Source organism: Streptomyces sp. NBC_00080 (assembly GCF_045041255.1).
GTDB lineage: Bacteria > Actinomycetota > Actinomycetes > Streptomycetales > Streptomycetaceae > Streptomyces > Streptomyces coriariae.
Genome location: NZ_CP108235.1, coordinates 5,273,221 through 5,293,827, shown reverse-complemented (window position 1 = coordinate 5,293,827; position 20,607 = coordinate 5,273,221). Strand labels below are relative to the sequence as shown.

General features: G+C 72.8%; 18 protein-coding genes. 6 read left to right on the top strand and 12 right to left on the bottom strand.

All coding sequences use genetic code 11. The features are described 5' to 3' along the window. Positions 1–31 precede the first annotated feature (31 nt). On the top strand, positions 32–631 hold the full coding sequence (locus OHU34_RS23775) for a flavin reductase family protein (protein WP_199875728.1): 600 nt from the start codon (positions 32–34) through the stop codon (positions 629–631). Positions 632–694: 63 nt separating this feature from the next. Here the strand turns inward: OHU34_RS23775 and OHU34_RS23770 are convergent, their stop codons facing one another. Then, positions 695–2,224 carry a multicopper oxidase family protein gene (locus OHU34_RS23770; protein WP_405768204.1) on the bottom strand — a complete coding sequence of 510 codons (1,530 nt, stop codon included), beginning with the start codon at positions 2,222–2,224 and terminating at the stop codon, positions 695–697. 187 nt (positions 2,225–2,411) lie between these two features. After that, entirely contained in the window at positions 2,412–3,749 is a 1,338-nt protein-coding gene (locus OHU34_RS23765) for an MFS transporter (protein WP_405768202.1), read from the bottom strand. Between the two features lie 71 nt (positions 3,750–3,820). Here OHU34_RS23765 and OHU34_RS23760 point away from each other — a divergent pair, with 71 nt between their 5' ends. After that, positions 3,821–4,852 (top strand): GlxA family transcriptional regulator, encoded by a 1,032-nt coding sequence (locus tag OHU34_RS23760; RefSeq protein WP_142264854.1) that lies wholly within the window; start codon positions 3,821–3,823, stop codon positions 4,850–4,852. Here the strand turns inward: OHU34_RS23760 and OHU34_RS23755 are convergent. The 4 genes from OHU34_RS23755 to OHU34_RS23740 form a co-directional block, all read right to left on the bottom strand. After that, positions 4,748–6,031 (bottom strand): MFS transporter, encoded by a 1,284-nt coding sequence (locus tag OHU34_RS23755; RefSeq protein WP_405768200.1) that lies wholly within the window; start codon positions 6,029–6,031, stop codon positions 4,748–4,750. The genes OHU34_RS23760 and OHU34_RS23755 overlap by 105 nt on opposite strands. Before the next feature lie 79 nt (positions 6,032–6,110). Then, the gene (locus OHU34_RS23750) at positions 6,111–7,160 is read right to left on the bottom strand and encodes a Zn-dependent alcohol dehydrogenase (RefSeq protein ID WP_142264856.1); all 1,050 of its coding nucleotides are present in this window, start codon (positions 7,158–7,160) and stop codon (positions 6,111–6,113) included. Positions 7,161–7,191: 31 nt separating this feature from the next. Further along, positions 7,192–8,340, bottom strand: coding sequence for an acyl-CoA dehydrogenase family protein (locus OHU34_RS23745; protein ID WP_230195412.1), 1,149 nt, complete (start codon positions 8,338–8,340; stop codon positions 7,192–7,194). Between the two features lie 105 nt (positions 8,341–8,445). Next, positions 8,446–9,363, bottom strand: coding sequence for an SDR family NAD(P)-dependent oxidoreductase (locus tag OHU34_RS23740; protein WP_142264858.1), 918 nt, complete (start codon positions 9,361–9,363; stop codon positions 8,446–8,448). 101 nt (positions 9,364–9,464) lie between these two features. Between OHU34_RS23740 and OHU34_RS23735 the strand changes: the two genes are divergently transcribed. After that, the gene (locus OHU34_RS23735) at positions 9,465–10,391 is read left to right on the top strand and encodes a cyclase family protein (protein ID WP_020133096.1); all 927 of its coding nucleotides are present in this window, start codon (positions 9,465–9,467) and stop codon (positions 10,389–10,391) included. A gap of 527 nt (positions 10,392–10,918) precedes the next feature. On the opposite strand, the gene OHU34_RS23730 is transcribed toward OHU34_RS23735, so the two are convergent. The 4 genes from OHU34_RS23730 to OHU34_RS23715 all read right to left on the bottom strand — a co-directional run bounded on the left by OHU34_RS23730 (position 10,919) and on the right by OHU34_RS23715 (position 15,240). Continuing rightward, the gene (locus tag OHU34_RS23730; protein WP_142267905.1) at positions 10,919–11,431 is read right to left on the bottom strand and encodes an ATP-binding protein; all 513 of its coding nucleotides are present in this window, start codon (positions 11,429–11,431) and stop codon (positions 10,919–10,921) included. 550 nt (positions 11,432–11,981) lie between these two features. Then, positions 11,982–12,866 (bottom strand): acyl-CoA dehydrogenase family protein, encoded by an 885-nt coding sequence (locus OHU34_RS23725; protein ID WP_405768196.1) that lies wholly within the window; start codon positions 12,864–12,866, stop codon positions 11,982–11,984. Between the two features lie 9 nt (positions 12,867–12,875). Next, positions 12,876–14,009, bottom strand: coding sequence for an acyl-CoA dehydrogenase family protein (locus OHU34_RS23720; RefSeq protein ID WP_142264861.1), 1,134 nt, complete (start codon positions 14,007–14,009; stop codon positions 12,876–12,878). A 34-nt stretch (positions 14,010–14,043) separates the two neighbouring features. Beyond that, positions 14,044–15,240: an amidohydrolase family protein gene (locus OHU34_RS23715; RefSeq protein WP_230195411.1), complete on the bottom strand. Its 1,197-nt coding sequence runs from the start codon at positions 15,238–15,240 to the stop codon at positions 14,044–14,046. 195 nt (positions 15,241–15,435) lie between these two features. Between OHU34_RS23715 and OHU34_RS23710 the strand changes: the two genes are divergently transcribed. Next, on the top strand, positions 15,436–16,944 hold the full coding sequence (locus OHU34_RS23710) for a class I adenylate-forming enzyme family protein (protein ID WP_230195410.1): 1,509 nt from the start codon (positions 15,436–15,438) through the stop codon (positions 16,942–16,944). Between the two features lie 76 nt (positions 16,945–17,020). Here the strand turns inward: OHU34_RS23710 and OHU34_RS23705 are convergent, their stop codons facing one another. Together OHU34_RS23705 and OHU34_RS23700 are read right to left on the bottom strand one after the other, a co-directional pair. Then, positions 17,021–17,533, bottom strand: a complete 513-nt coding sequence (locus OHU34_RS23705) for an EF-hand domain-containing protein (protein WP_405768193.1) — start codon at positions 17,531–17,533, stop codon at positions 17,021–17,023. Positions 17,534–17,707: 174 nt separating this feature from the next. After that, complete coding sequence (locus OHU34_RS23700) at positions 17,708–18,088, bottom strand: STAS domain-containing protein (RefSeq protein ID WP_020130204.1); 381 nt, start codon at positions 18,086–18,088, stop codon at positions 17,708–17,710. Positions 18,089–18,407: 319 nt separating this feature from the next. On the opposite strand from OHU34_RS23700, the gene OHU34_RS23695 reads away from it, so the two are divergent. Continuing rightward, positions 18,408–18,998, top strand: coding sequence for a sigma-70 family RNA polymerase sigma factor (locus tag OHU34_RS23695; RefSeq protein ID WP_142264864.1), 591 nt, complete (start codon positions 18,408–18,410; stop codon positions 18,996–18,998). A gap of 50 nt (positions 18,999–19,048) precedes the next feature. Continuing rightward, positions 19,049–20,488 (top strand): anti-sigma factor, encoded by a 1,440-nt coding sequence (locus tag OHU34_RS23690; RefSeq protein ID WP_235034518.1) that lies wholly within the window; start codon positions 19,049–19,051, stop codon positions 20,486–20,488. The last annotated feature ends 119 nt before the right edge of the window (positions 20,489–20,607 follow it).

Sequence of the window (20,607 nt, the reverse complement as noted above, 5' to 3'; positions counted from 1 at the left end):
TGACATGCCGTCAGTTTCAATGGAACACATGATGGGACATGCGGGAATGGCGGCCGCGGCCGTCCGTTACCTCAGGGCGGACCACACGGTCGAGGCGCTGCCACGCCCGGAGCTGCGCTGTGTCCGCGAGGACGAACGCGCGCCGGTGGACCAGGGCGAGTTCCGACGGGTGCTGGGAAGCTTCGCGTCGGGCGTGACGGTCGTGACGGCACCGGCCGTCGAGGGCGAGGACGGCGGCGCGGGCCCCGCCGGATTCGCCTGCCAGTCCTTCTCCTCGCTCTCCCTCGATCCGCCCCTGGTCGCCTTCATGGTCGGCCGCACCTCCACGACCTGGCCGCGCATCGCCCGCGCGGGCGTCTTCTGCGTCAACGTGCTGAGCGCCGGCCAGGCCGGTCTGTGCCGTGCCTTCGCGGCGAGCGGCACCGACAAGTTCGCCGGGGTGGCCCATGACGCGGCCCCGGTGTCGGGGGCGCCCCGCCTCGCCGGCACCCTCGCCTGGATCGACTGCGCGGTGCACGCCGTCCACACGGGCGGCGACCATCTCGTCGTCGTGGGCCGGGTGAACGCCCTGGGGACGGGCGAGGGCGCGGAGGAACCACCCCTGCTGTTCCACCGGGGCCGCTTCCTCTGAGCGTCGGCCGGTACGCCCCGCTCGGGGCACGTGGCCGACGGCCTGGCGCACGCGGCCGACGGCCTAGCGCACGTAGTCGACGACCTGCATCATGCCTTCGTCGCCGTGCTGGAGCTGGTGGCAGTGCAGCATGGAGCGGCCCGTGAAGTCCGCGGCGCGCAGCCGGAAGGTGACCGATCCGTTCGGCGGGATGCCCACCGTGTCGTGCCAGACCGGCGTGGCCAGGCGGCGGTTGTCGACGGCGGTCAGGAGGAAGTGGTTGGTGTGCAGGTGGAAGGGGTGATGGCTGTGGGCGTGGGAGTCGTTGACGACCGTCCACTCCTCGACCTCGCCCAGCCGGACGCGCTGGTTGACGAAGTCGGGCGCGAGGCGCCCCCAGGCGAGGTCGCGGCGGCCGGCCAGCGGGTCGGCGGGCGGGGTCTCGCCGTCACCCAGGATGCGGTAGGCGTTCGGGAAGGCACCTGAGAAGACGTTCTCGTAGCTGCGGAAGGTCAGCGTCCGGGTGCGGGTGGGCTCGGGCAGGCTGGTGGGCCGGCCGGGCAGGGCGGTCGGCAGCGCCATCGGGCGGGGTTCGCCGGTGACGACGAGCGTCAGCAGGGTCTGCGAGGGGCCCCCGCCGGAGAACTTGTAGGTACCGGGCTCGCCCCCGCGGATCAGCAGGTCGACACGCCCGCCCATCGGCAGCGTCACTCCGGTGGTCGCGACGGGTTCCATGAGCGTGATGCCGTCGCAGGCGATCTGGTGCAGCTCGTGGCCGCGCAGGCTCAGGAAGTGAGCGGTGATCGCTCCGGCGTTGACGATCCGCCAGCGCTGGACCTCCCCCGGGGCGATGGTCAGCACGGGGTTCTTGGCCCCGTTGACCAGGAACGTCGAGGTGATGCCCTCGTAGGCGCCGTGCGAGGTCAGGTCCGGCACCCGTCCGCCGGACAGCTTGAGCTCGTTGATGCAGACGACGACGTCCTTGGCGGCGGCGATCTCCGGCACCTCGTCGACGTCCCCCTCGACGACGAGCACGCCCCCCATGCCGCCCAGCAACTGGGTCGCCGTGGAGCCGTGATGGTGCGGGTGGTACCAGAACGTGCCGGCCGGATGATCCGCCGGGACGTCGACGACGCTGCGGTAGGTGGTGGTGCTCCCCGGCGTCTCGGAGGGTTCGAACGTGCGGTAGATGTTGTCCGCCTCGCCCGTGGGGTCCACGTGCATGCCGTGGGTGTGCAGGTTGAACGTGTTGAAGTGGTGCGGGACGTTCATGTCGTGCTGCGCCGCCCCGCCGTTCGGCGGCAGCGCGTTGACGTGTGTGATCTCCAGCGAGTCCCCCGGCCGCACCCGCAGCGTCGGCCCGGGGACCGCCCCTTCGTAGGTGCGCGTGGTCACCGTGCCGACCCCGGGGAACTCCTGCTCGGTGAAGGCGACGGTCAGACGGGTCTCCAGCCGATCCGTGTGCGGCGGCGTCCTGCGGGTCTCCGGCTGCGGGAAGGAGGCGCCGGCCTCCTGTCGCGCCGCCGCCCGCGGACTCGCCGCCCCGCCGGCCAGGACCGCCCCGGCGGCGACCGGCAGGCACTTCAGCACGCCACGACGAGCCAGAGAAGTCACGTATCGCCTCCAGGGGCAGAAACAGCAGCAGAGAGCAGCGGACGGCCGTACACCGGCAGAGCAACGACACGGAGGCCGCACAGCGCAGCCATCCGTGTCGGAATGTGCCCATATGGTACGTAAAGGAGCCCCGAAACCACCTTCGCCTCACCGGCCCGTTCAGGCACCCGCTCAAGCGGTGGTCGGCTCAGACGGTCGCCGGTGCGGGGACAGCCGGTGCGGGGACCGCCGGCCGCCGCCGGATGACCAGTGCCATCAGCGCCGCCGCGGCGCACAGCGCTCCCGACGCGTACCAGACCATGTCGTACGAGCCGAACGCGTCCCGTGCCATGCCCCCCAGGAAGGCCACCAGGGCCGCGCCGACCTGGTGGGAGGCCAGCACCCAGCCGAAGACGATGGCACTGTCGTCGCCGTACTGCTCGCGGCACAGGGCCAGGGTGGGCGGGACGGTGGCGACCCAGTCGAGGCCGTAGAAGACGATGAAGAAGATCATCGGAGGGTGCACGGAAGGGGCGAGCAGCATCGGCAGGAACAACAGCGAGATGCCCCTCAGCGCGTAGTACACCGCCAGCAGCCGACGTGGCTCGAAGCGGTCGGTGAACCAGCCGGAGGCGATGGTGCCGACCACGTCGAAGACGCCGATGACCGCGAGCAGCGAGGCCGCCGCCGTGATCGGCATGCCGTGGTCGTGGGCGGCGGGCACGAAGTGCGTCTGGATCAGGCCGTTCGTGGAGGCGCCGCAGATCGCGAAGGTGCCGGCCAGCAGCCAGAACGGGCCCGTGCGGACCGCCGAGAAGAGGACCCGCACGGTGCGGCGGGCGGCGCCCTGCACCGGGGGCGGCTTCGGGACGAACTCCGTCGCGCCGTACGGCTTCTGGCCCACGTCCGCCGGATGGTCCCGCAGCAGCAGCCATACGAAGGGGACGACGGCCAGCGCGGCCAGCGCGACCGTCACCGCCGCCGGGCGCCAGTCGTAGCGCGTGACCAGCCAGGACAGCAGCGGCAGGAAGATCAGCTGGCCGGAGGCGGAGGCCGCGGTGAGGATGCCGCTGACCAGACCCCGGCGCTCGGTGAACCAGCGGTTGGTGACCGTGGCGGCGAAGGCGAGCGCCATCGAGCCCGAGCCGAGACCCACCAGCAGGCCCCAGTACAGCAGCAGTTGCCAGGCCGCCGTCATCCAGACCGTCAGGAGCGAACCGACCGAGATCACCGTCAGCGCCACCGCGACCACCCGGCGGATGCCGAAGCGGTCCATCAGCGCCGCCGCGAACGGGGCGGTGAGGCCGTACAGCGCCAGGTTGACCGAGACCGCCGCGCCGATCGTGCCGCGCGACCAGCCGAACTCCTGGTGCAGCGGATCGATGAGCAGACCGGGGAGCGAACGGAAGGCGGCCGCGCCGATGATCGTGACGAAGGTGACGGCGGCGACGAACCATGCGCGATGGATGCGGCGGCGGCCGGGGACGCGGTCGGAGGCGGGCTTCTGTTCCTCGGCGGATGCCGGAGTTTCGGTTGTCTGGGTCACGTCACAGAGCCTCCGGTACCGGGATCCGGCGGGCGAGTGGCCCGAGGGACAGCATTCGCTAGGATCGGGCCATGGCCGAACCGTACGCATTCTCCCGCCATCGCGTCGTCGTCCTCGCCCTCGACGGGCTGATGCCCTTCGAGCTGGGCATTCCGCAGCGCATCTTCGGCAAGGCGCGCGACGCGGCGGGCCGCCGCCTGTACGACGTCGTCACCTGCTCCGTCCGGCCGCCGGGCCCCGTCGAGACGGATGCCGACTACGCCGTCCTGGTCGGCAACGGTCCCGAGGCGCTGGCCACCGCCGACACCGTCGTCGTCCCCACCTCCTACGAGCTGGGCCCCGTCTACGAGGAGGGCGTGCTCACCCCCGAACTGGCCGCCGCCCTCGCGCGCCTGCGCCCCGGCACCCGCCTCGTGTCGATCTGCACCGGCGGATACGTCCTCGCCGCCGCGGGCTACCTGGACGGCCGTCCGGCCACCACGCACTGGATGCACGCCGAGCACTTCCAGCGGCTCTTCCCGAAGATCCGGGTCGACGCGGACGTGCTGTTCATCGACGACGGCGACGTCCTCACCTCCGCCGGGGTGGCCGCCGGGATCGACCTCTGCCTCCATCTCCTGCGCCGCGACCACGGCGCCGCGGTCGCCAACGAGGTGGCCCGCCGTACGGTCGTACCGCCGCACCGCGACGGCGGCCAGGCGCAGTACATCGAGCGCCCCGTGCCCGACCCGCAGCAGGCGACCACGACCACCGCCCGCGCCTGGGCGCTCGGCCGCCTCCACGAGCCGATCCAGCTGCGCGACATGGCCGGGCAGGAGGCCATGTCGGTACGGACGTTCACGCGCCGCTTCCGCGAGGAGGTCGGCATCAGCCCCGGCCAGTGGCTCACCCAGCAACGGGTCGAACGGGCCCGGCACCTGCTGGAGTCCAGCGACCGCTCCGTAGACCGGATCGCCCGGGACGCCGGTTTCGGCACCGCCCAGTCGATGCGGCAGCACCTACAGGCGGCCCTCGGGGTCACGCCGACCGCGTATCGCCGCACCTTCCGCACCGGGAGCGGCGAGAGCGGCGGTCACGGCGTCGTCGACGCCGCCCTGCGGTGACCTTCCCGCGGTGCGCAGCTCGCCCCACCAGCCGACCGCCGTGAGGAGCAGGGTCACCCCGACCCCGGCCAGGACCGCCGTCGACGGGGCGACCACCTTCAGCAGGGCACCGGCGAGGGAGCCCGTCGCCGCGTACCCCGCGCCCGCGGCCGCGTACATGACCGAGTACCCCGCGGCCAGGGCGTGCGGCGGCAGGGCCTCGCGCAGGGACAGGTTGCGGGTGAGCATCGCGGCGGACTGCAGGACGCCTCCCACGGCCAGCGCCGCCGCGATCCCCACCGCGCCCGGGGTCAGAGCGGCGACCGTCACACAGACCGACGTCCCCGCCATCAGCACCACGCTGCGGGTGCGCAGCCGTCCCGGCCAGGCACGAAGACCGTAGGCGAACGCACCGAGCCCGCCGCCCACCGCCATCCCGGTCAGCAGCGGACCGGACCAGCCGACGCCGACGCCCCGCTGTTCGAGCAGGGCGGGCAGGACGAGTTCGGCGAGCCCGAGCAGGGTGAGGCTGGCCGCGCCGGTCACGTACACCGGCCAGGCGCCGGTCAGGACGCGCAGCGGCGACGCGCCCGCGCGGTCCCCGCCCCGCGGGTCGCCCGTGCCGTCCGCGCCCCAGGCCGCCGGGAGCAGCCACAGGCCCGCGACCGACCAGGCCATCAGGGCGGCCGCGAGCAGCAGCGGGACGCGCGGCGCGACACCGAGGGCCAGTCCGGCGACCGCCGCCGGCGAGAGCGCCCACACCCCGGCCGTCAGGATCGACTCCACGGACAGCGCCTGGGCCGCGGCTCGCTCCGGAACCAGCGCGGTGAGCAGCGTGCGCAGTCCACCGGTGGCGGCGGCCGGGGCGGCACCGGCCACGACCGCGAACCCGCCGAGGACCGCCGGATGCGCGGCCGGGAACGCCCCGAGCCCCGCGAATCCGACGGCCCCGGCCGCCAGCCCGACGGCCAGGTGGACCCGGGCGCGCTCGGGGCGCAGCCGCATCCCGAGGACGGGGGCGCCCACGATCTCCCCGACGACGTAGGCCGCGGCGAGGATCGCGCCCAGCGTGTAGCCGCCGGGGCGCTCGCGCACCAGGAACACCAGCGCCAGCGGCGCCATGGCGACCGGCATACGGGCGCCGACGGCGGTGCAGCACCAGATCAGTACCCGCCTGGTGGCGACATCGCGGTAGCTCATGCAAGGACCGTAGGGGGCGGCACCGGCACCACCCCACGGGTTTTCCGGGCGGCCGGCCGGGACTTCGGCCCGGCCCTGGTCAGAACGTGAGCACCGCCCGCGCCACCCTCCCCGCCTCCGCGTCCGCGGCCGCCTTCGCGAAATCCTCCACCGGGTAGGTGTCCGTCACCAGTTCGTCGAGGAGCAGCCGGCCGGTCCGGTACAGCTCGGCGTACAGCGCGATGTCCCGCTGCGGGCGCGACGAGCCGTACCGGCAGCCCAGGATCGACTTGTCCAGGTACATCGACGAGACCAGGAAGGACGCCTCGGCGGTGGCCGGCGGCACCCCGAGGAGCACCGCCTGCCCGTGCCGGTCCAGCAGGTCGATCGCCTGCCGGATCAGCTCGACCCTGCCGACGCACTCGAAGACGTGGTCCGCGCCCGTGGGCAGCACGTCCCGCACCGCGTCCGTCGAGGTCAGGAAGTCGGTCGCGCCGAACCGCCGGGCCACCGCATCCTTCGCCGGGTTCGCGTCCACCGCGACGATCCGCGAGGCGCCCGCGATCCGCGCTCCCTGCACCACGTTCAGCCCGATCCCGCCCGTCCCGATGACGACGACGCTCTCCCCGTACCCGACCCGCGCGCGGTTGAGCACGGCTCCGACCCCGGTCAGCACCCCGCACCCGATCAGCGCGGCGGACGTCAACGGGATGTCCTTGGGGATACGGACCGCCTGTACGGCCTTCACCACCGTGCGCTCGGCGAAGGCGGAGTTGGACGCGAACTGGTACACCGCGCTCCCCGCGCGCGTGAACGGCTTCCGCGGGCGCCCGATGGCCTGCCGGCACATGGTCGGCCGGCCGCGGTCGCACTGCGCGCAGGTGCCGCAGTTGGCGAGCGTGGACAGCGCGACATGGTCCCCCGGCCCGACATGACCGACCCCCGCGCCGACCGCCTCGACGATCCCCGCGCCCTCATGGCCGAGGACGACGGGCGCCGGGAAGGGAATCGTCCCGTCGACGACCGAGAGGTCGCTGTGGCACAGCCCGGCCGCCGAGATCGCGACGAGCACCTCACCCGGCCCCGGATCGCGGACGGCGAGATCGTCGACGACCTCGGCCCGCTTCCCGTCGAACACCACGCCTCGCATCGCGTCCCCACCGTCCTGTCGTTTCCCGTCGCTATCCCTTGGGCTGTCTGGGCAGGCCGAGCACCCGCTCGGCGATGATCGTGCGCTGGATCTGGTCCGAGCCGCCGTAGACGGTGTCGGCCCGGGAGAACAGGAACAGGTGCTGCGCGTCGTCGAGTTCGTACGGCGAGGACGGCGACCAGTCCGCGGGGCCGACGCTCGCCGCGGCTCCCCGCACCTGCACCGCCGCCTCCCCCAGCCGCTGATGCCAGCCGGCCCACAGCAACTTCGCCACGCTGGGCGCGCCCGGCCCGCCGGAGCCTCCCAGCGTCCGCAGGGCGTTCCACCGCATGGTCCGCAGCTCGGCCCACAGCCGGACCAGCCGCTCGCGTACGACGGGGTCGTCGGCCGCCCCCGTCCGCACCGCCGTACGGACGACGCGTTCCAGCTCCTGGGCGAAGCCGATCTGCTGGGCGAGGGTCGACACCCCGCGCTCGAAGCCGAGGAGGCCCATCGCCACCCGCCAGCCTTCGCCCGCCGCGCCGACGACGTGCTCCACGCGCGCGTGCGCCCCGTCGAAGAAGACCTCGTTGAAGTCGCTGGTGCCGGTCAGCTGCCGGATGGGCCGTACCTCGATCCGTCCCGGCTGGTCCATGGGGACGAGGAGAAAGGTCAGTCCGTGGTGCCGCCGGGACCCCGGATCGGTGCGGGCGAGCACGAAGCACCAGTCCGCCTCATGGGCGAGCGAGGTCCAGATCTTCTGTCCGGTGACGCGGTACGACCGTCCGTCGGGGGCGAGTTCGGCCCTCGTCCGGACCCCGGCCAGGTCGGACCCGGCGCCCGGCTCGCTGTACCCCTGGCACCAGAGCTCGGCCCCGGCGGCGATCGGCGGCAGGAAGCGCGCCTTCTGCTCCGCCGTGCCGTGCGCGAGGAGGGTCGGCGCGAGCAGGTTCTCCCCGATGTGCCCGGACCGGGCCGGGGCCCCCGACCGCGCATACTCCTCGGCCCAGGCGACCTGTTGGGTGAGGGTGCCGGTCCGGTTGCCGTAGCCGCCCTCCGACCACCCGAGCCCGATCCACCCGGCCGAGCCGAGGGTGCGCTCCCAGGAACGCCGATCAGAGGCATGCGGGACATGCGCATCGAGCCAGCCCCGCACTTCCGCACGGAACGAGTCGTCCGCCGACGCAAAACCGAAATCCATGCTGACCTCCTGGAGAAGGGCGACCGCCGCCACCTCAGGGGCGCGGGGAACTGCGCGACCAGCCGCAACGCACCCGCACCCCGCCGATCCACGCGCACCCCCGGGCTACCGGGCGTTGGGCCGGCTCCCGTCCCGCGCGGCCCGAGCCATCTCCTCCAGCCGCGCAAGCATCGGCATCGGATCCACCCCCACCGTCCCCGGCAGCACCTCCGCGATCCGCTCCGGCGTCCAGGGCCCGCCCTCCGCGTAAGCCGAACGCAGTTCACTCGGCTGCGCCCACACCGCGATCTTCGGTCCCGCGACGGTGTACACCTGCCCGGTGACCTGTGCCTCCCGCGCACGGTCCGACAGCAGGTACACCACGAACGCGGCCACGTCCTCGGGTTCGCCGATCTCCGCCAACTCCATGGGCACGCCCGCGGACATCCGGGTACGGGCCACGGGGGCCACCGCGTTGGCGGTCACCCCGTACTTGTGCAGACCCAGCGCCGCACTGCGCACGAGCGAGATGATCCCGCCCTTGGCGGCGCTGTAGTTGGCCTGTGAGACCGAGCCCTGGTGGTTGCCGCTGGTGAAGCCGATCAGCGTGCCGGAGCGCTGCCCGCGCATCGCCGCCGACGCGGCCCGGAACACGGTGAACGTGCCCTTGAGATGGGTGGCGACGACCGGATCCCACTCCTCCTCGGACATGTTGAACAGCATCCGCTCGCGCAGGATCCCGGCAACGCACACGACTCCGTCGAGCCGCCCGTACGACGCCAGCGCCGTGTCGACGACCCGCTGCCCGCCGGCCATCGTCGAGACGTCGTCGGCGACGGCGACCGCCTCTCCGCCCGCCGCCTCGATCTCCTTGACGACGGACCGGGCGACCTCGCTGGTGGGTGAGGCGCCGTCCACCGAGACGCCGTAGTCGTTGACCACGACCCGCGCGCCCTCGGCCGCCGCGGCGAGCGCCACCGCCCGCCCGATGCCTCGTCCCGCCCCGGTGACGGCGACGACCTTGCCGGTCAGGAAGTTCCCCACGTCCGGCCCCCTCCCACAGTTTCTGACGGACCGTTAGATTTGAATGCGAGGTCCAGACTGACCCGTCCGTCGGTCGGGGACAAGCCCCGGGGAGGCACGGAATGACACTGCCGGTCGAGTTCCACGAGATCGCGAAGCGCGTCAACAACTGGGGGCGCTGGGGGGCCGACGACGAGATCGGCACCCTGAACCTCATCACCGACGACGTCGTCCGCGCGGCCGTCGCCGAGGTCCGCACCGGCCGCCGCGTCCCGCTCGCGCTGCCCCTGCGGGAGGACGGCGTGCAGACCGGGCTGATCCCGGGGCGGGTCAACCCCCTGCACGCCATGGTGCAGATCAACCAGGAGATCTTCGGCCCGGGCACGGTGGCGTGCAGCGACGACACCGTGACCATGGGCCTCCAGGCAGGCACCCACTGGGACGCGCTGACCCATGTCTCGCACTCGGGGAAGCTCTACAACGGCCGGCCGGCCGGCACCGTCACCCCGCACGGCGGCGCCGAGTTCAGCGGCATCGACAAGGCGCGGCACGTCGTCTCGCGCGGAGTGCTCCTGGACGTGGCACGCGCGCGTGGCGTCGACCGGCTGGACGGCGGGCACGCGGTCACCCCGGAGGACCTGGCGGCGGCCGAGGAGCTGGCCGGTACGCGCGTGCGGGCCGGCGACATCGTGCTCGTACGGACCGGGCAGGTACAGCTCTACCTGGCCGGCGACAAGCAGGGGTACGGCTATCCGTCACCGGGCCTCTCGGTCCGTACGCCGGAGTGGTTCCACGCGCGCGATGTGGCGGCGGTCGCCAACGACACCCTCACGTTCGAGATCTTCCCGCCCGAGATCGACGATCTGTGGCTGCCGGTGCACGCGCTCGACCTGGTGGAGATGGGGATGCTTCAGGGCCAGAACTGGAATCTCGAAGAGTTGTCCACAGCCTGTGGACAAGCGGGCCGCTACGCGTTCCTGCTGTCGGCGATGCCCGAGCCGTTCGTCGGCGGCACGGGGACGCCGGTGGCCCCGGTGGCAGTGCTGTAGACGCCGGTACGCGGACAGGCGCCCCCCTCACGTCGGCTGGCGGCGCGCGGCTGCCCGCCCCGAGCACGGCACCGCGCACCGCCATCCGACTCCGGCGCACCCTCCCCCACTCCCGGCTTCGCCCGAGCGGGAGGGACCCCCACCGACTCCCCTCGGCCCTGAGGGAGCCGGCGCCGAATCGCGACCCACACTCGGCGAGAGCCTCCGTCACCGAAGCCCTCGTCGTCCCCTCACGGCGAATCGCTGACCACAAGCGTGATCAAACGGACACGTCGCGTCAACACCTGAACGGCGATTTATTACTTACGTCCCCTTTGTGGTGGGCGCGCACGGAAGCACAGCCGGGCGCACCGATGCCGAATCGGACGATGTGCGACAGCGCTTTCTGCGCCCGTGCCCCACGAGCCGCGGGGCGCTCCGCACCCGTGCGCCCTCACCGCCGCCCGCCCCGACGGTGTCCGTCGCCGGTCACATGTCGGTCGCACCGCCGGTCTCGCGCCGCCGGTCTCGCGCCGCCCGATCGCCGCTCAGACGACCTCGTACGCGAGCCCTCCGTAAGCCGGCTCGGGCTCCGCCGGGAGCGCGCCCCGGCACTCCTCCACGCTTCGGCACTCCTCCGCGCCGCCGTCGCCCGCCTCGGCCTCACCCGGTGCCGCACAGCGGTCCAGTTCGCACCAGATGCGCTTGCCCGCACCCTCGACGCTCCAGCCCCAGCGGTCCGCGAGACCGTCGACCAGGGCCAGACCCCGGCCACCGGTCGCCTCGTCACCGGCACAGCGGGGCACGGGAGCCCGGTCGCTGGTGTCGGCCACCTCCAGTCGGACGGTGGACGGCTCGGCCGTCCCGCCCGGCAGGGAGAGCCGCAGCACGGCCGGACAGCCGGTGTGCACCACGGCGTTGGTGACCAGTTCGGAGACGAGCAGGATCAGCGTCTCGGCGAGCGGCTCCTCGTCCCCTATCCCGGACCCGGCGAGGCGCGAACGGGCCCACCTGCGGGCGCGCCCCACCTCAGCGGGGTCGGGCCGGATCTCCAGCTGCACTTGAAGCACCTGCACCGCTCACACCATCCGAACCGGCGGACACATGGCCGTGCGCCACGCAAGCCACGCGAGCCGCGTGTGCACCATGACGACGGGGGCCACGATCGTAGCCATTTTCTGCATGGCCAGAACAACAGCCAGAGGCAGGGTGACGGAACGTGAATCCCTTACGAGACAGCTTGGTTGACATACAGTCACCTCAACAAGCGCTTCGGGCATATTCCAGCGCGAAGGAGTACCCGTGCGGCATACTGTGCGACGCTCGTTGCGGGGAGTCGAACAGGCGGGCTCCACAAGCCCGTCCGCCCTGCGAGCGGCGGCGCGCACCGCCGGATCCGGCACCGCCCCAGGGGCACCACCGGCATGGCTCGTGCTCGGAACCACTCGCATCCCACAGAAGGTACCGGAGGAGCCCGCCGACTCCGGGCCGTGACGGGTCACGCATCGGACACAACCCGATATCAACGCTCCGTGATTCCGGTATGCCACAATCCGCGACACCCCTGCGGCCGACCGCTCGCCACCCCGCCGTCACCGCAGGCGGGCACCCCTAACGGCCCCCTCCGGACAGCAGGTCGGCCGCGAGCAGTTCCTCACTCTCCGTACCGCCACCCGCACGCCGGGTACGCAGCCAGGCCCGCTTGAGCAGCAGATGTACGTCCGCCTCCCAGGTGAAGCCCATGCCGCCGTGCACCTGGAGGCAGTCGCGCGCGCCGCGTACGGCGGCCTCGTCGGCGAGCAGCCGGGCGGCCGCGATGTCGGCCGGGTCGGCGGTGACGGCGGCCGCGTAGACCGCCGCGCGGGCCACCTCGACCCGCACCAGCAGTTCCGCGCACAGATGCTTGACCGCCTGGAAGGCGCCGATCGGCTGCCCGAACTGCTCGCGCGCCCGGGCGTGTTGCACGGCGAGCTCGCACGCGCGCGTGGCGGTGCCGAGCTGCTCGGCCGCGGTGAGGAGAACGGCGACGGGATCCACGGCCGCCGAGACGCCCGGAACGCGGTGCAGCGGCGTCAGCGGATCCACCGACCGCAGCGGCACGGCCCCGTCGGCCTCGCCGCACACGACGTCCGCCTCCGTCAGCCACTCCACCAGCCCCCCGCCGTCCACGGCCGCCACGACCGTCTCCCCCTCGGCCGCGCCGGGCACGCGGCCCGCCGCGAGGTGGGTGGCCACGAGCGGCCCCGGCAGCAGGGCCCGGCCGGCCTCCTCGAACGCCAACACGGTTTCGGGCAGCCCGACTCCGACCCCGCCGTCCGCCTCGGGCAGCCGCAGCGCGAAGAACCCGGCCGCCCCCAGCTCACGCCACAGCGCCCGGTCCAGCCGCCCCGGCCGGTCCACGGCGGCCCGCAGCGCCGCCCGGTCGAAGCGGCGCGCCACCAGCCCCCGTACACCGTCCCGCAGCGCCCGCTGGTCCTCCGTCAGTCGAAAACGCATGTCGGAGAGTCACCGTCCCTTCGGCAGGCCCAGGATCCGTTCGGCCACGATGTTCCGCTGGATCTGCGAGGTCCCGGCCGCGATGGTGTACGAGAGGGAGGAGAGCCGGTCGTGGACCCAGGGGCGGTCGGTGTCGAGGGACTCCTCGCCCAGGACGTCGGCGGCCGTGTCGTACAGCTCCTGGCGGGCCTGCGAGTACCTCAGTTTGAAAACCGAACCCCCGACGCCCGGCAGGCCGCCTTCGGCCTCCGCCTCGCTCACGTTCCACTGCGTCAGCCGCCAGAGCGCCCGGAACTCGGCGTTGAGGGCCCCCAGCCGCCGCCGCAGGGCGGGATCGTCCCAGCGTCCGTTCCTCCGTGCCTCCACGGCGAGTTCGCCCAGCACGCGCCGACAGGCGACGACCTCGCCCACGAAGGCGGTGCCGCGCTCGAACGACAGCGTCACCATCGTCACCCGCCAGCCGTCGTTCTCCTCCCCCACCCGATGGGTGACCGGCACCCGCACCTCATCGAGGAACACCTCGGCGAACTCGGCGGATCCGGCGAGGGTGCGCAGCGGCCGTACGGTGATGCCGGGGGCGTCCATGGGCATGGCCAGCCAGGTGATGCCCTGGTGCTTGGGCGCCGCCGGATCCGTGCGGACCAGCAGTTCGCACCAGTCGGCGACCTCCGCGTGCGAGGTCCAGATCTTGGACCCGCTCACCACGTAGTCGTCGCCGTCGCGCCACGCGCGCGTGCGCAGCGCCGCGAGGTCCGACCCGGCGTCGGGCTCGCTGAAGCCCTGGCACCACACCTCCTCGCCGCGCAGGATGGGCGGCAGCCAGCGGGCCCGCTGTTCGGCCGTTCCCTCGGCGGCGATCGTCGGCCCGGCGTGCAGCAGTCCGACGAAGCCGGCCCCCACGTAGGGCGCGCCCGCCTTCTCCGTCTCCTCCAGGAAGATCAGGCGGACGCCGGGCGAGGCCTGCCAGTGCACGTCGGCGTACCCGGCCTCGTACAGCGTCCGCTGCCAGCCGAGGTCGTAGGCGCGGCGGCCGGGCCAGTCGTCCGGGGAGGGCTTCGGCGGGAGCGTGGGCAGCACCTTGCCGAGCCACTCGCGCAGCCGGGCCCGGAACTCCGCGTCCTCGGGGCTGTCCGCGAGGTCCATGGTCCTGATCCCCCTGCCCTGGTCCCGGCCCCGGCTACTTGTCGAGGTCCAGGTCCAGCATGCGGATCGCGTTGCCCCGCATGAGCTTGTAGACCGTCTCGTCGTCGAGGCCCTTGACGTGGTCGAGGGCGACCTCCTTGGTGTGCGGGAAGGTCGAGTCGACGTGCGGGTAGTCGGTCTCGAAGGTCGCGTTGTCGCGCCCCACCACGTCCAGGGACGCGACCCCGTGCTTGTCGCGGAAGAAGCAGCAGAACATCTGCCGGTAGTAGTACGTGGACGGCGGCTCGGGGACGATGTCCCTGACCCCGCCCCACGCGCGGTGCTCCTCCCAGACGTCGTCGGCACGCTCCAGGGCGTACGGGATCCAGCCCATCTGACCCTCGGAGTAGGCGAGCTTGAGGCGCGGGAACTTCACCAGCACCCCGCTGAAGAGGTAGTCCATCATCGAGGCCATCGCGTTGTTGAACGAAAGGGACGCCTGGACGGCCGGCGGTGCGTCCGGCGAGGCGGCCGGCATCTGCGAGGACGAACCGATGTGCATGTTGACGACCGTGCCGGTCTCCTCGCACACCGCGAAGAACGGGTCCCAGTAGCCCGAGTGGATCGACGGCAGTCCGAGGTGGCTGGGGATCTCGGAGAAGGTCACCGCGCGCACCCCGCGGGCCGCGTTGCGCCGGATCTCGGCGACCGCCAGGTCGATGTCCCACAGGGGGATCAGGCAGAGCGGGATCAGCCGTCCGCCGCTGTCCCCGCACCACTCCTCGACCATCCAGTCGTTGTAGGCGCGCACACAGGCCAGCGCGACCTCCTTGTCGTGCGCCTCGGCGAAGGTCTGTCCGCAGAAGCGGGGGAAGGAGGGGAAGCAGAGGGAGGCCTCGACGTGGTTGAGGTCCATGTCCGCCAGCCGGGCCTTCGGGTCCCAGCAGCCGCGCCGCATCTCCTCCCGGGTGATGCCCTCCAGCGTCATCTCGTCCCGGTCGAAGCCGACGGCGGCGATGTTGCGCTTGTACGGGAACTTCAGGTCCTCGTAGATCCACCAGTCGGTGGGCTGGCCGTCCGGGTCCATCGTGATCTGGTACTTCCCGGCGACGTAGGCGAGCTCGCCGATGCCCGCGGTGAGGGGCTGCGGCCCCCGTTCCCGGTACTTCTGCGGCAGCCAGGTCGCGAAGAGGTGCGCGGGTTCGATCACGTGGTCGTCGACGCTGACGATGCGCGGCAGTTCGGTGCTCATGGCTTCCCCTCCGCCTGGCGGAACGCCAGTTGTCCGATGGACGTGTTCCGGCTGTCCGAGCCGCCTGAAGTTATCTGATGACCCGTCAGATCGACTCTCCCCAGCAGGCTAGCCCCCGCCCTCTGGACCGACAAGGCGACCGGCCCTACGCTCTGCCAAAATCTGACAGTCCGTCAGTTAAGCCAGGGGGCCGACGTGAACGACACCGCCACCGCCCACGAGCTGAGCGCGTCCCGCACCCTCTGGGACCTGCTCGCCCACCGCGCCGACCTGACCCCCGGCCGCCGGGTCCTCCTCCAGGACGACCGGTCCCTGACCTTCGGCGAGCTGCGCGAGAGCGCCGAGCGGGTCGCGGCCGGGCTGCACGACATGGGCGTGCGCCCGGGCACGGTCGTCGCCTGGCAGCTGCCCACCCGCCTCGAGACGGCCGTCCTGTCCTTCGCGCTGGCCCGCCTGGGAGCCGTGCAGTCGCCCGTCATCCCCTTCTACCGCGACCGCGAGGTCGGCTTCGCGCTGCGCGAGTCGAAGGCGGAGTTCTTCGCGGTGCCGGGCGTCTGGCGGGGCTTCGACCATGCCGAGATGGCACGCCGGCTGGGCGCGAAGGGCGTCTTCGAGGCGTACGACGAGCTGCCCGACGGGGACCCGGCCGTGCTTCCGCCGCCGCCCGCCGAGGGCACCTCGGTGCGCTGGATCTACTGGACCTCGGGCACCACCTCCGACCCCAAGGGCGTGCTGCACACCGACCGTTCGCTGATCGCCGGCGGCTCCTGCCTCGCCCACGCGCTGCGCCTCACCGCGGACGACGTCGGCTCGATGGCGTTCCCGTACGCCCACATCGCCGGCCCCGACTACACCGTCATGCTGCTGCTCTACGGCTTCCCCGCGGTGATGTTCGAGCACTTCGCGCTGCCGGACGCACTGGACGGGTACCGGCGGCACGGGGTGACGGTCGCGGGCGGGTCGACGGCGTTCTACTCGATGTTCCTCGCCGAGCAGCGCAAGCGGCCGGACACACCGCTCATCCCCTCGCTGCGGCTGCTCGCGGGCGGCGGAGCGCCCAAGCCGCCCGAGGTGTACCACGCCGTCGTGCGCGAGATGGGGGTGCAGCTGACGCACGGCTACGGGATGACCGAGGTGCCGATGATCACCATGGGGGCGCCGGACGACACCGCGGAGAACCTCGCGACGACGGAGGGCCGGCCGCCGGAGGGCATGCGGATACGCGTGGTGGACGGCGAGGTGCGGCTGCGCGGCGAGGCCGTGTGCCAGGGGTATCTCGATCCGGCCCAGACGGCCGAGGCGTTCGACGCGGAGGGGTTCCTGCGCACCGGCGACCTGGGGCAGGTGACCCGCAGCGGGCATCTGGTCCTCACCGGGCGGCTGAAGGACGTCATCATCCGCAAGGGGGAGAACGTGTCGGCCAAGGAGATCGAGGACCTGCTCGCCGCCCACCCGGCCGTCGGGGACGTGGCGGTGATCGGTCTGCCCGACGCGGAGCGCGGGGAGCTGGTGTGCGCGGTGGTGGAACGGGCGCCGGGAGCCGGGGAGCCGTTGACGCTCGCGACGATGACCTCGTATCTGCGCGCGGGCGGCCTGTCGGTCCACAAGCTGCCGGAGCGGCTGGAGGTGGTGGACGCCCTGCCGCGCAACGAGACGCTGCGCAAGGTCCTGAAATACAAACTGCGCGAGCGCTTCTCCCGCTGAGCGCGGCTCGGGTGCGTACGGCTCGGGTGCGTACCGGTCGGGCGACCGGCGGTCGGGTGGGCCGGTCGGGTGGGGGCTACTCGGCGACCGTGAAGTAGCGGGCGAAGGCCGGGACGATCTCTGCCTCTCCGACCTTGCCGTCCGCGTCGGCGTCGAGGACGTCCGCGGCCCCGCGGGCGACCTCTTCGGGCGCTCCGAGTGCCCTGAGCACCCGTACCGTGTCGGCGACAGTGGCCCGGCCGTCGCCGTCGGGGTCGGCGATGTCCAGGGCCGCGTGCAGGAAGGGGCGGGCGATCTCGGCGAACCGCTCCGGGTTGTCGCGCAGGCGCTTGACCGCGCCGTTCACGAACTCGTCCCGGCTGATGCGCTGGTCGCCGTCCCGGTCGGCGATGCCTGCCATGCCCTGCCAGAACGCCTCGGCGCCCGCGTACAGCGTCTGCCCCTTGTCGGACCGGGCCGGGGTGCCGAACTCGGCGAGCAGCGCCTTGGCCGCCGCGCCGAAGTCCGCCCGGTCGATGTAGCCGTTGCCGTCCTGGTCGAAGGTGGCGAACCGGGCGGCGATCCTGCGTTCGTACTCACTGCTGACCATGTCTTCTCGGGCCGCCTTACGTCATCGCGTGGAGATTCCGCTGGGAGTGGTTCCGGCAGGGAGCGTACGACGTCGACGTCTCCCGGGCAGCGGGAAAGCGACGCCTGTGCCAAGACCGGGGAAATTCTGGGACGAGGATGTAGCGGAGTCAGCCCCGTCCGGGCCCGTGCGGGCCTACGCCGACAGCGGTTCCGTCCCGTCGTCCACGGCGGCCGCGAGGTCCCCGTAGACGTCGAAGAGGCGGCGGACGCCCAGCGCGCCCAGCACCCGGTTGACGTGGGAATCCTCCGCCGCGCCCCGCGCGGGAAGTATGAGGCGCAGCCGTCCCCGGCAGGAGCGGATGAGGCGGCGCGAGGCGATGAGGACGCCGACGCCGCTGGAGTCGCAGAAGTACACCTCGGAGAGGTCCAGGACGAGACTGTGGCGCCCCTCGGCCACCTCGTCGTGCACCTTCTGGCGCAGCACCGGCGACGTCACCAGGTCCAGCTCGCCCGACACCTGGAGCACGGCCCATCCGCCCTGCTCCCAGCCGGTCACTTTGAAGGCCACCACCACGCCCTTCGCTCGCTGTAGCTCGCGGAAAACGGAAGCTGTCCCTTCGCTTCCTTGCAGCGCGGCTGCCCAGCGGCCGTGCCCCGAAACGCCGAGGGAAAAACAGAAACGGAGAGAAAGAGGCTTGTTCCAGTCACATCCCGTCCGGTTCGATCCTTCTCTGTCGGGTAGGCACCGCCCATACCACTCTGTCGCGGACAGGGGGCGCACATTGAAACAAAGGGGCGTGCGTTGTCGGACGTGCCGACTACATTCGAGGTGACGGTGGACGCACGCTGGACACACGCACAGGCAGAGGTACGCGCACGGGTGAGGGGGCCGCATGGCGAAGAACGACGCACCGCCCCGCTGGGACCGCAAGATGCAGCAACGACTCGCGCGCGGTGAGGCCGCCGCCCTCGGCGAGCTCTATGACCGATTCGCTTCGCTCGTGCACGGTCTCGCCCACCGCGTGCTCGGAGACGAACGGGCGGCCGACGGCATCACCCGCGAGGTCTTCGCGCATGTCTGGGAACACCCCGACGCCTACGACCCGAAGCAGGGCCCGCTGCGCACCTGGGTCGCCTCGTTGACCCACCGCCTCGCCGTGCAGCGCCTGCGCGCCACCGAGACCGCCGCGCTGGCCGAGGCCGGTCCCGGCTCCGCCGAGGCGACCGAGGAGCTGGAACGCAGGGTGCGGCACGCCTCCGTAGCCGCCCGCGCCGACTACATCGTCCAGGCCATGCCCGCCCCGCTGCGCGCCGCCCTGGAACTGGCCTACTTCCAGCGGCGCGACTACCGCCAGACCGCGGCCGACCTCGGCGTCACCGAGGACGAGGCCCGCCGTCGGCTCCGCCTCGGCCTGCAACTCCTGTCCACCGCCCACGACTCGGCGGCCCCCGGGGCACCGCCCGAATACGGGGGTGCGGCGTGAGTGGCGAGAACGTGTTCCCGCCGCCCGAAGACGGCGGAGACGAAGAGGACATGAAGAGGGACGAGAAGAGGGACCAGGACAGGTCTCCGGAGGAGGGCAGGGCAACGGCGTCCGGCGACGACGGCAACGCATCGAGCGGCCCCGGCGGCACGCCTCCGGCGCGCGAACCCGGCCGCCCGCCGCGCATCCCGCTCCCCCGTGCCTCCGTGGAGGACAGCGGGCTGCCGCTGCCGCCCGCGGAGCCGGCCGGCCCGGGACCACTCACGCTCGACCATCCGGTGCTCAAGTCCCTGTTGGGCGCCTGGGCCCTGGCGGCCTGCTCGGCCGAGGAGACGGCGGCCGTCGAGGAGCACCTCGGCGACTGCGGAGCCTGCGCGGACGAGGCACGGCGGCTGCGCGAGGCGGTCGGCCTGCTCCAGCGCCCGGAGAGCCTCGACCTCGACCCGGGCCTGCGCACCCGCGTCCTCGACGGCTGCCTGAACCGTCGTCCGCCCCGCATCCCGGTGCCCGTCTGGGCGGCGTCGTACGACGCCGAGACCGCGCGGCTCGACGCCCTGCTCCAGGACTTCGGGGACGCCGAGTGGCACGCCCCGGTGCGGCTGCGCTGGTTCCGCGGCGAGGGGGCCACGAGCCGCCGGACCACCGTCGCCGGAGTCATCGCCCACCTGCTCGCCGTGGACGGCCTGGTGGCCCTCGCCCTCGGGCTCGACGACCCGCTGGTCCCGTTCACCACCGGCGACAGGCCGGACGGGAGCGACGAGACGAACGAGGCGGACGAGGCGGACGAGGCGGACGAGGCGGACGAGACGCACAAGACCCACGGGCGCGACGGGGCGACCGGGTCCGGCGGGACGGTGGACACCCCGGCCCGGCGCACGGAGTCGTTCTGGGCGGGCTCGCACTTTCCGCCCACCCGTTCCGTGCGCGGCCCCTGGCGCGAACAGACCCACGCCCTGGTGCGGACGGTGTCCTTCACCGGAGGAGGCCCCGGCACCATGCCGGTGTCGTACGGCGGCTTCGAACTGCCCCTGCGCGACGCCATGCTGGACCGGGCCTTCGAGTGCTGGGTGCACGCCGAGGACATCGCGGAAGCGGTCGACTACCCCTACGCGCCGCCCGCCCCACGCCACTTGCACGGCATGATCGACCTCGCCGCGCGGATGCTGCCCGAGACCCTCGCGGCCCGCCGCCGCGCGGGGCTCGCCACGCCCTCGCGCACCCGCCACCTGGTGACCGCGGGCCGCCCCGGCCGCAGCCTGCGTCTGGAGATCGAGGGCTCGGGCGGCGGCGAGTGGCTGATCCCGCTGGACTCGCCGGGCGCGGTGGGCTCCGCCGACCACGAGGTGGCCCACGTCGCCCTGGACGACGTGGAGTTCTGCCGCCTGGCCGCCGGCCACGTCTCCCCGGAGGAGGCGGCGGCGGGCCAGCTGGGCGACCGCGAGGCGATCAGGGACGTACTGTTCGCGGCGGCGTCACTGAGCCGGATGTAGCCGGCCGTAGCCGGACGCATCCCGGTGCAGCCGGCCATGGCCGGGGCGGACCGGCGCCGGCCGGGAGCGTCGGCCGGACTGCCCGCCGACGCTCGCGACGACCTGTGGCGGCCTTCAGC

What these genes read in the sequence shown, in the direction of transcription:
- OHU34_RS23775 (WP_199875728.1), top strand. Translation starts at nt 32, where the DNA reads ATGGGACATGCGGGAATGGCGGCCGCGGCCGTCCGTTACCTCAGGGCG.
- OHU34_RS23760 (WP_142264854.1), top strand. Translation starts at nt 3,821, where the DNA reads ATGGCCGAACCGTACGCATTCTCCCGCCATCGCGTCGTCGTCCTCGCC.
- OHU34_RS23755 (WP_405768200.1), bottom strand. Translation starts at nt 6,031, where the DNA reads ATGAGCTACCGCGATGTCGCCACCAGGCGGGTACTGATCTGGTGCTGC.
- OHU34_RS23750 (WP_142264856.1), bottom strand. Translation starts at nt 7,160, where the DNA reads ATGCGAGGCGTGGTGTTCGACGGGAAGCGGGCCGAGGTCGTCGACGAT.
- OHU34_RS23745 (WP_230195412.1), bottom strand. Translation starts at nt 8,340, where the DNA reads ATGGATTTCGGTTTTGCGTCGGCGGACGACTCGTTCCGTGCGGAAGTG.
- OHU34_RS23735 (WP_020133096.1), top strand. Translation starts at nt 9,465, where the DNA reads ATGACACTGCCGGTCGAGTTCCACGAGATCGCGAAGCGCGTCAACAAC.
- OHU34_RS23725 (WP_405768196.1), bottom strand. Translation starts at nt 12,866, where the DNA reads ATGCGTTTTCGACTGACGGAGGACCAGCGGGCGCTGCGGGACGGTGTA.
- OHU34_RS23720 (WP_142264861.1), bottom strand. Translation starts at nt 14,009, where the DNA reads ATGGACCTCGCGGACAGCCCCGAGGACGCGGAGTTCCGGGCCCGGCTG.
- OHU34_RS23715 (WP_230195411.1), bottom strand. Translation starts at nt 15,240, where the DNA reads ATGAGCACCGAACTGCCGCGCATCGTCAGCGTCGACGACCACGTGATC.
- OHU34_RS23705 (WP_405768193.1), bottom strand. Translation starts at nt 17,533, where the DNA reads ATGGTCAGCAGTGAGTACGAACGCAGGATCGCCGCCCGGTTCGCCACC.
- OHU34_RS23695 (WP_142264864.1), top strand. Translation starts at nt 18,408, where the DNA reads ATGGCGAAGAACGACGCACCGCCCCGCTGGGACCGCAAGATGCAGCAA.
- OHU34_RS23690 (WP_235034518.1), top strand. Translation starts at nt 19,049, where the DNA reads ATGAAGAGGGACGAGAAGAGGGACCAGGACAGGTCTCCGGAGGAGGGC.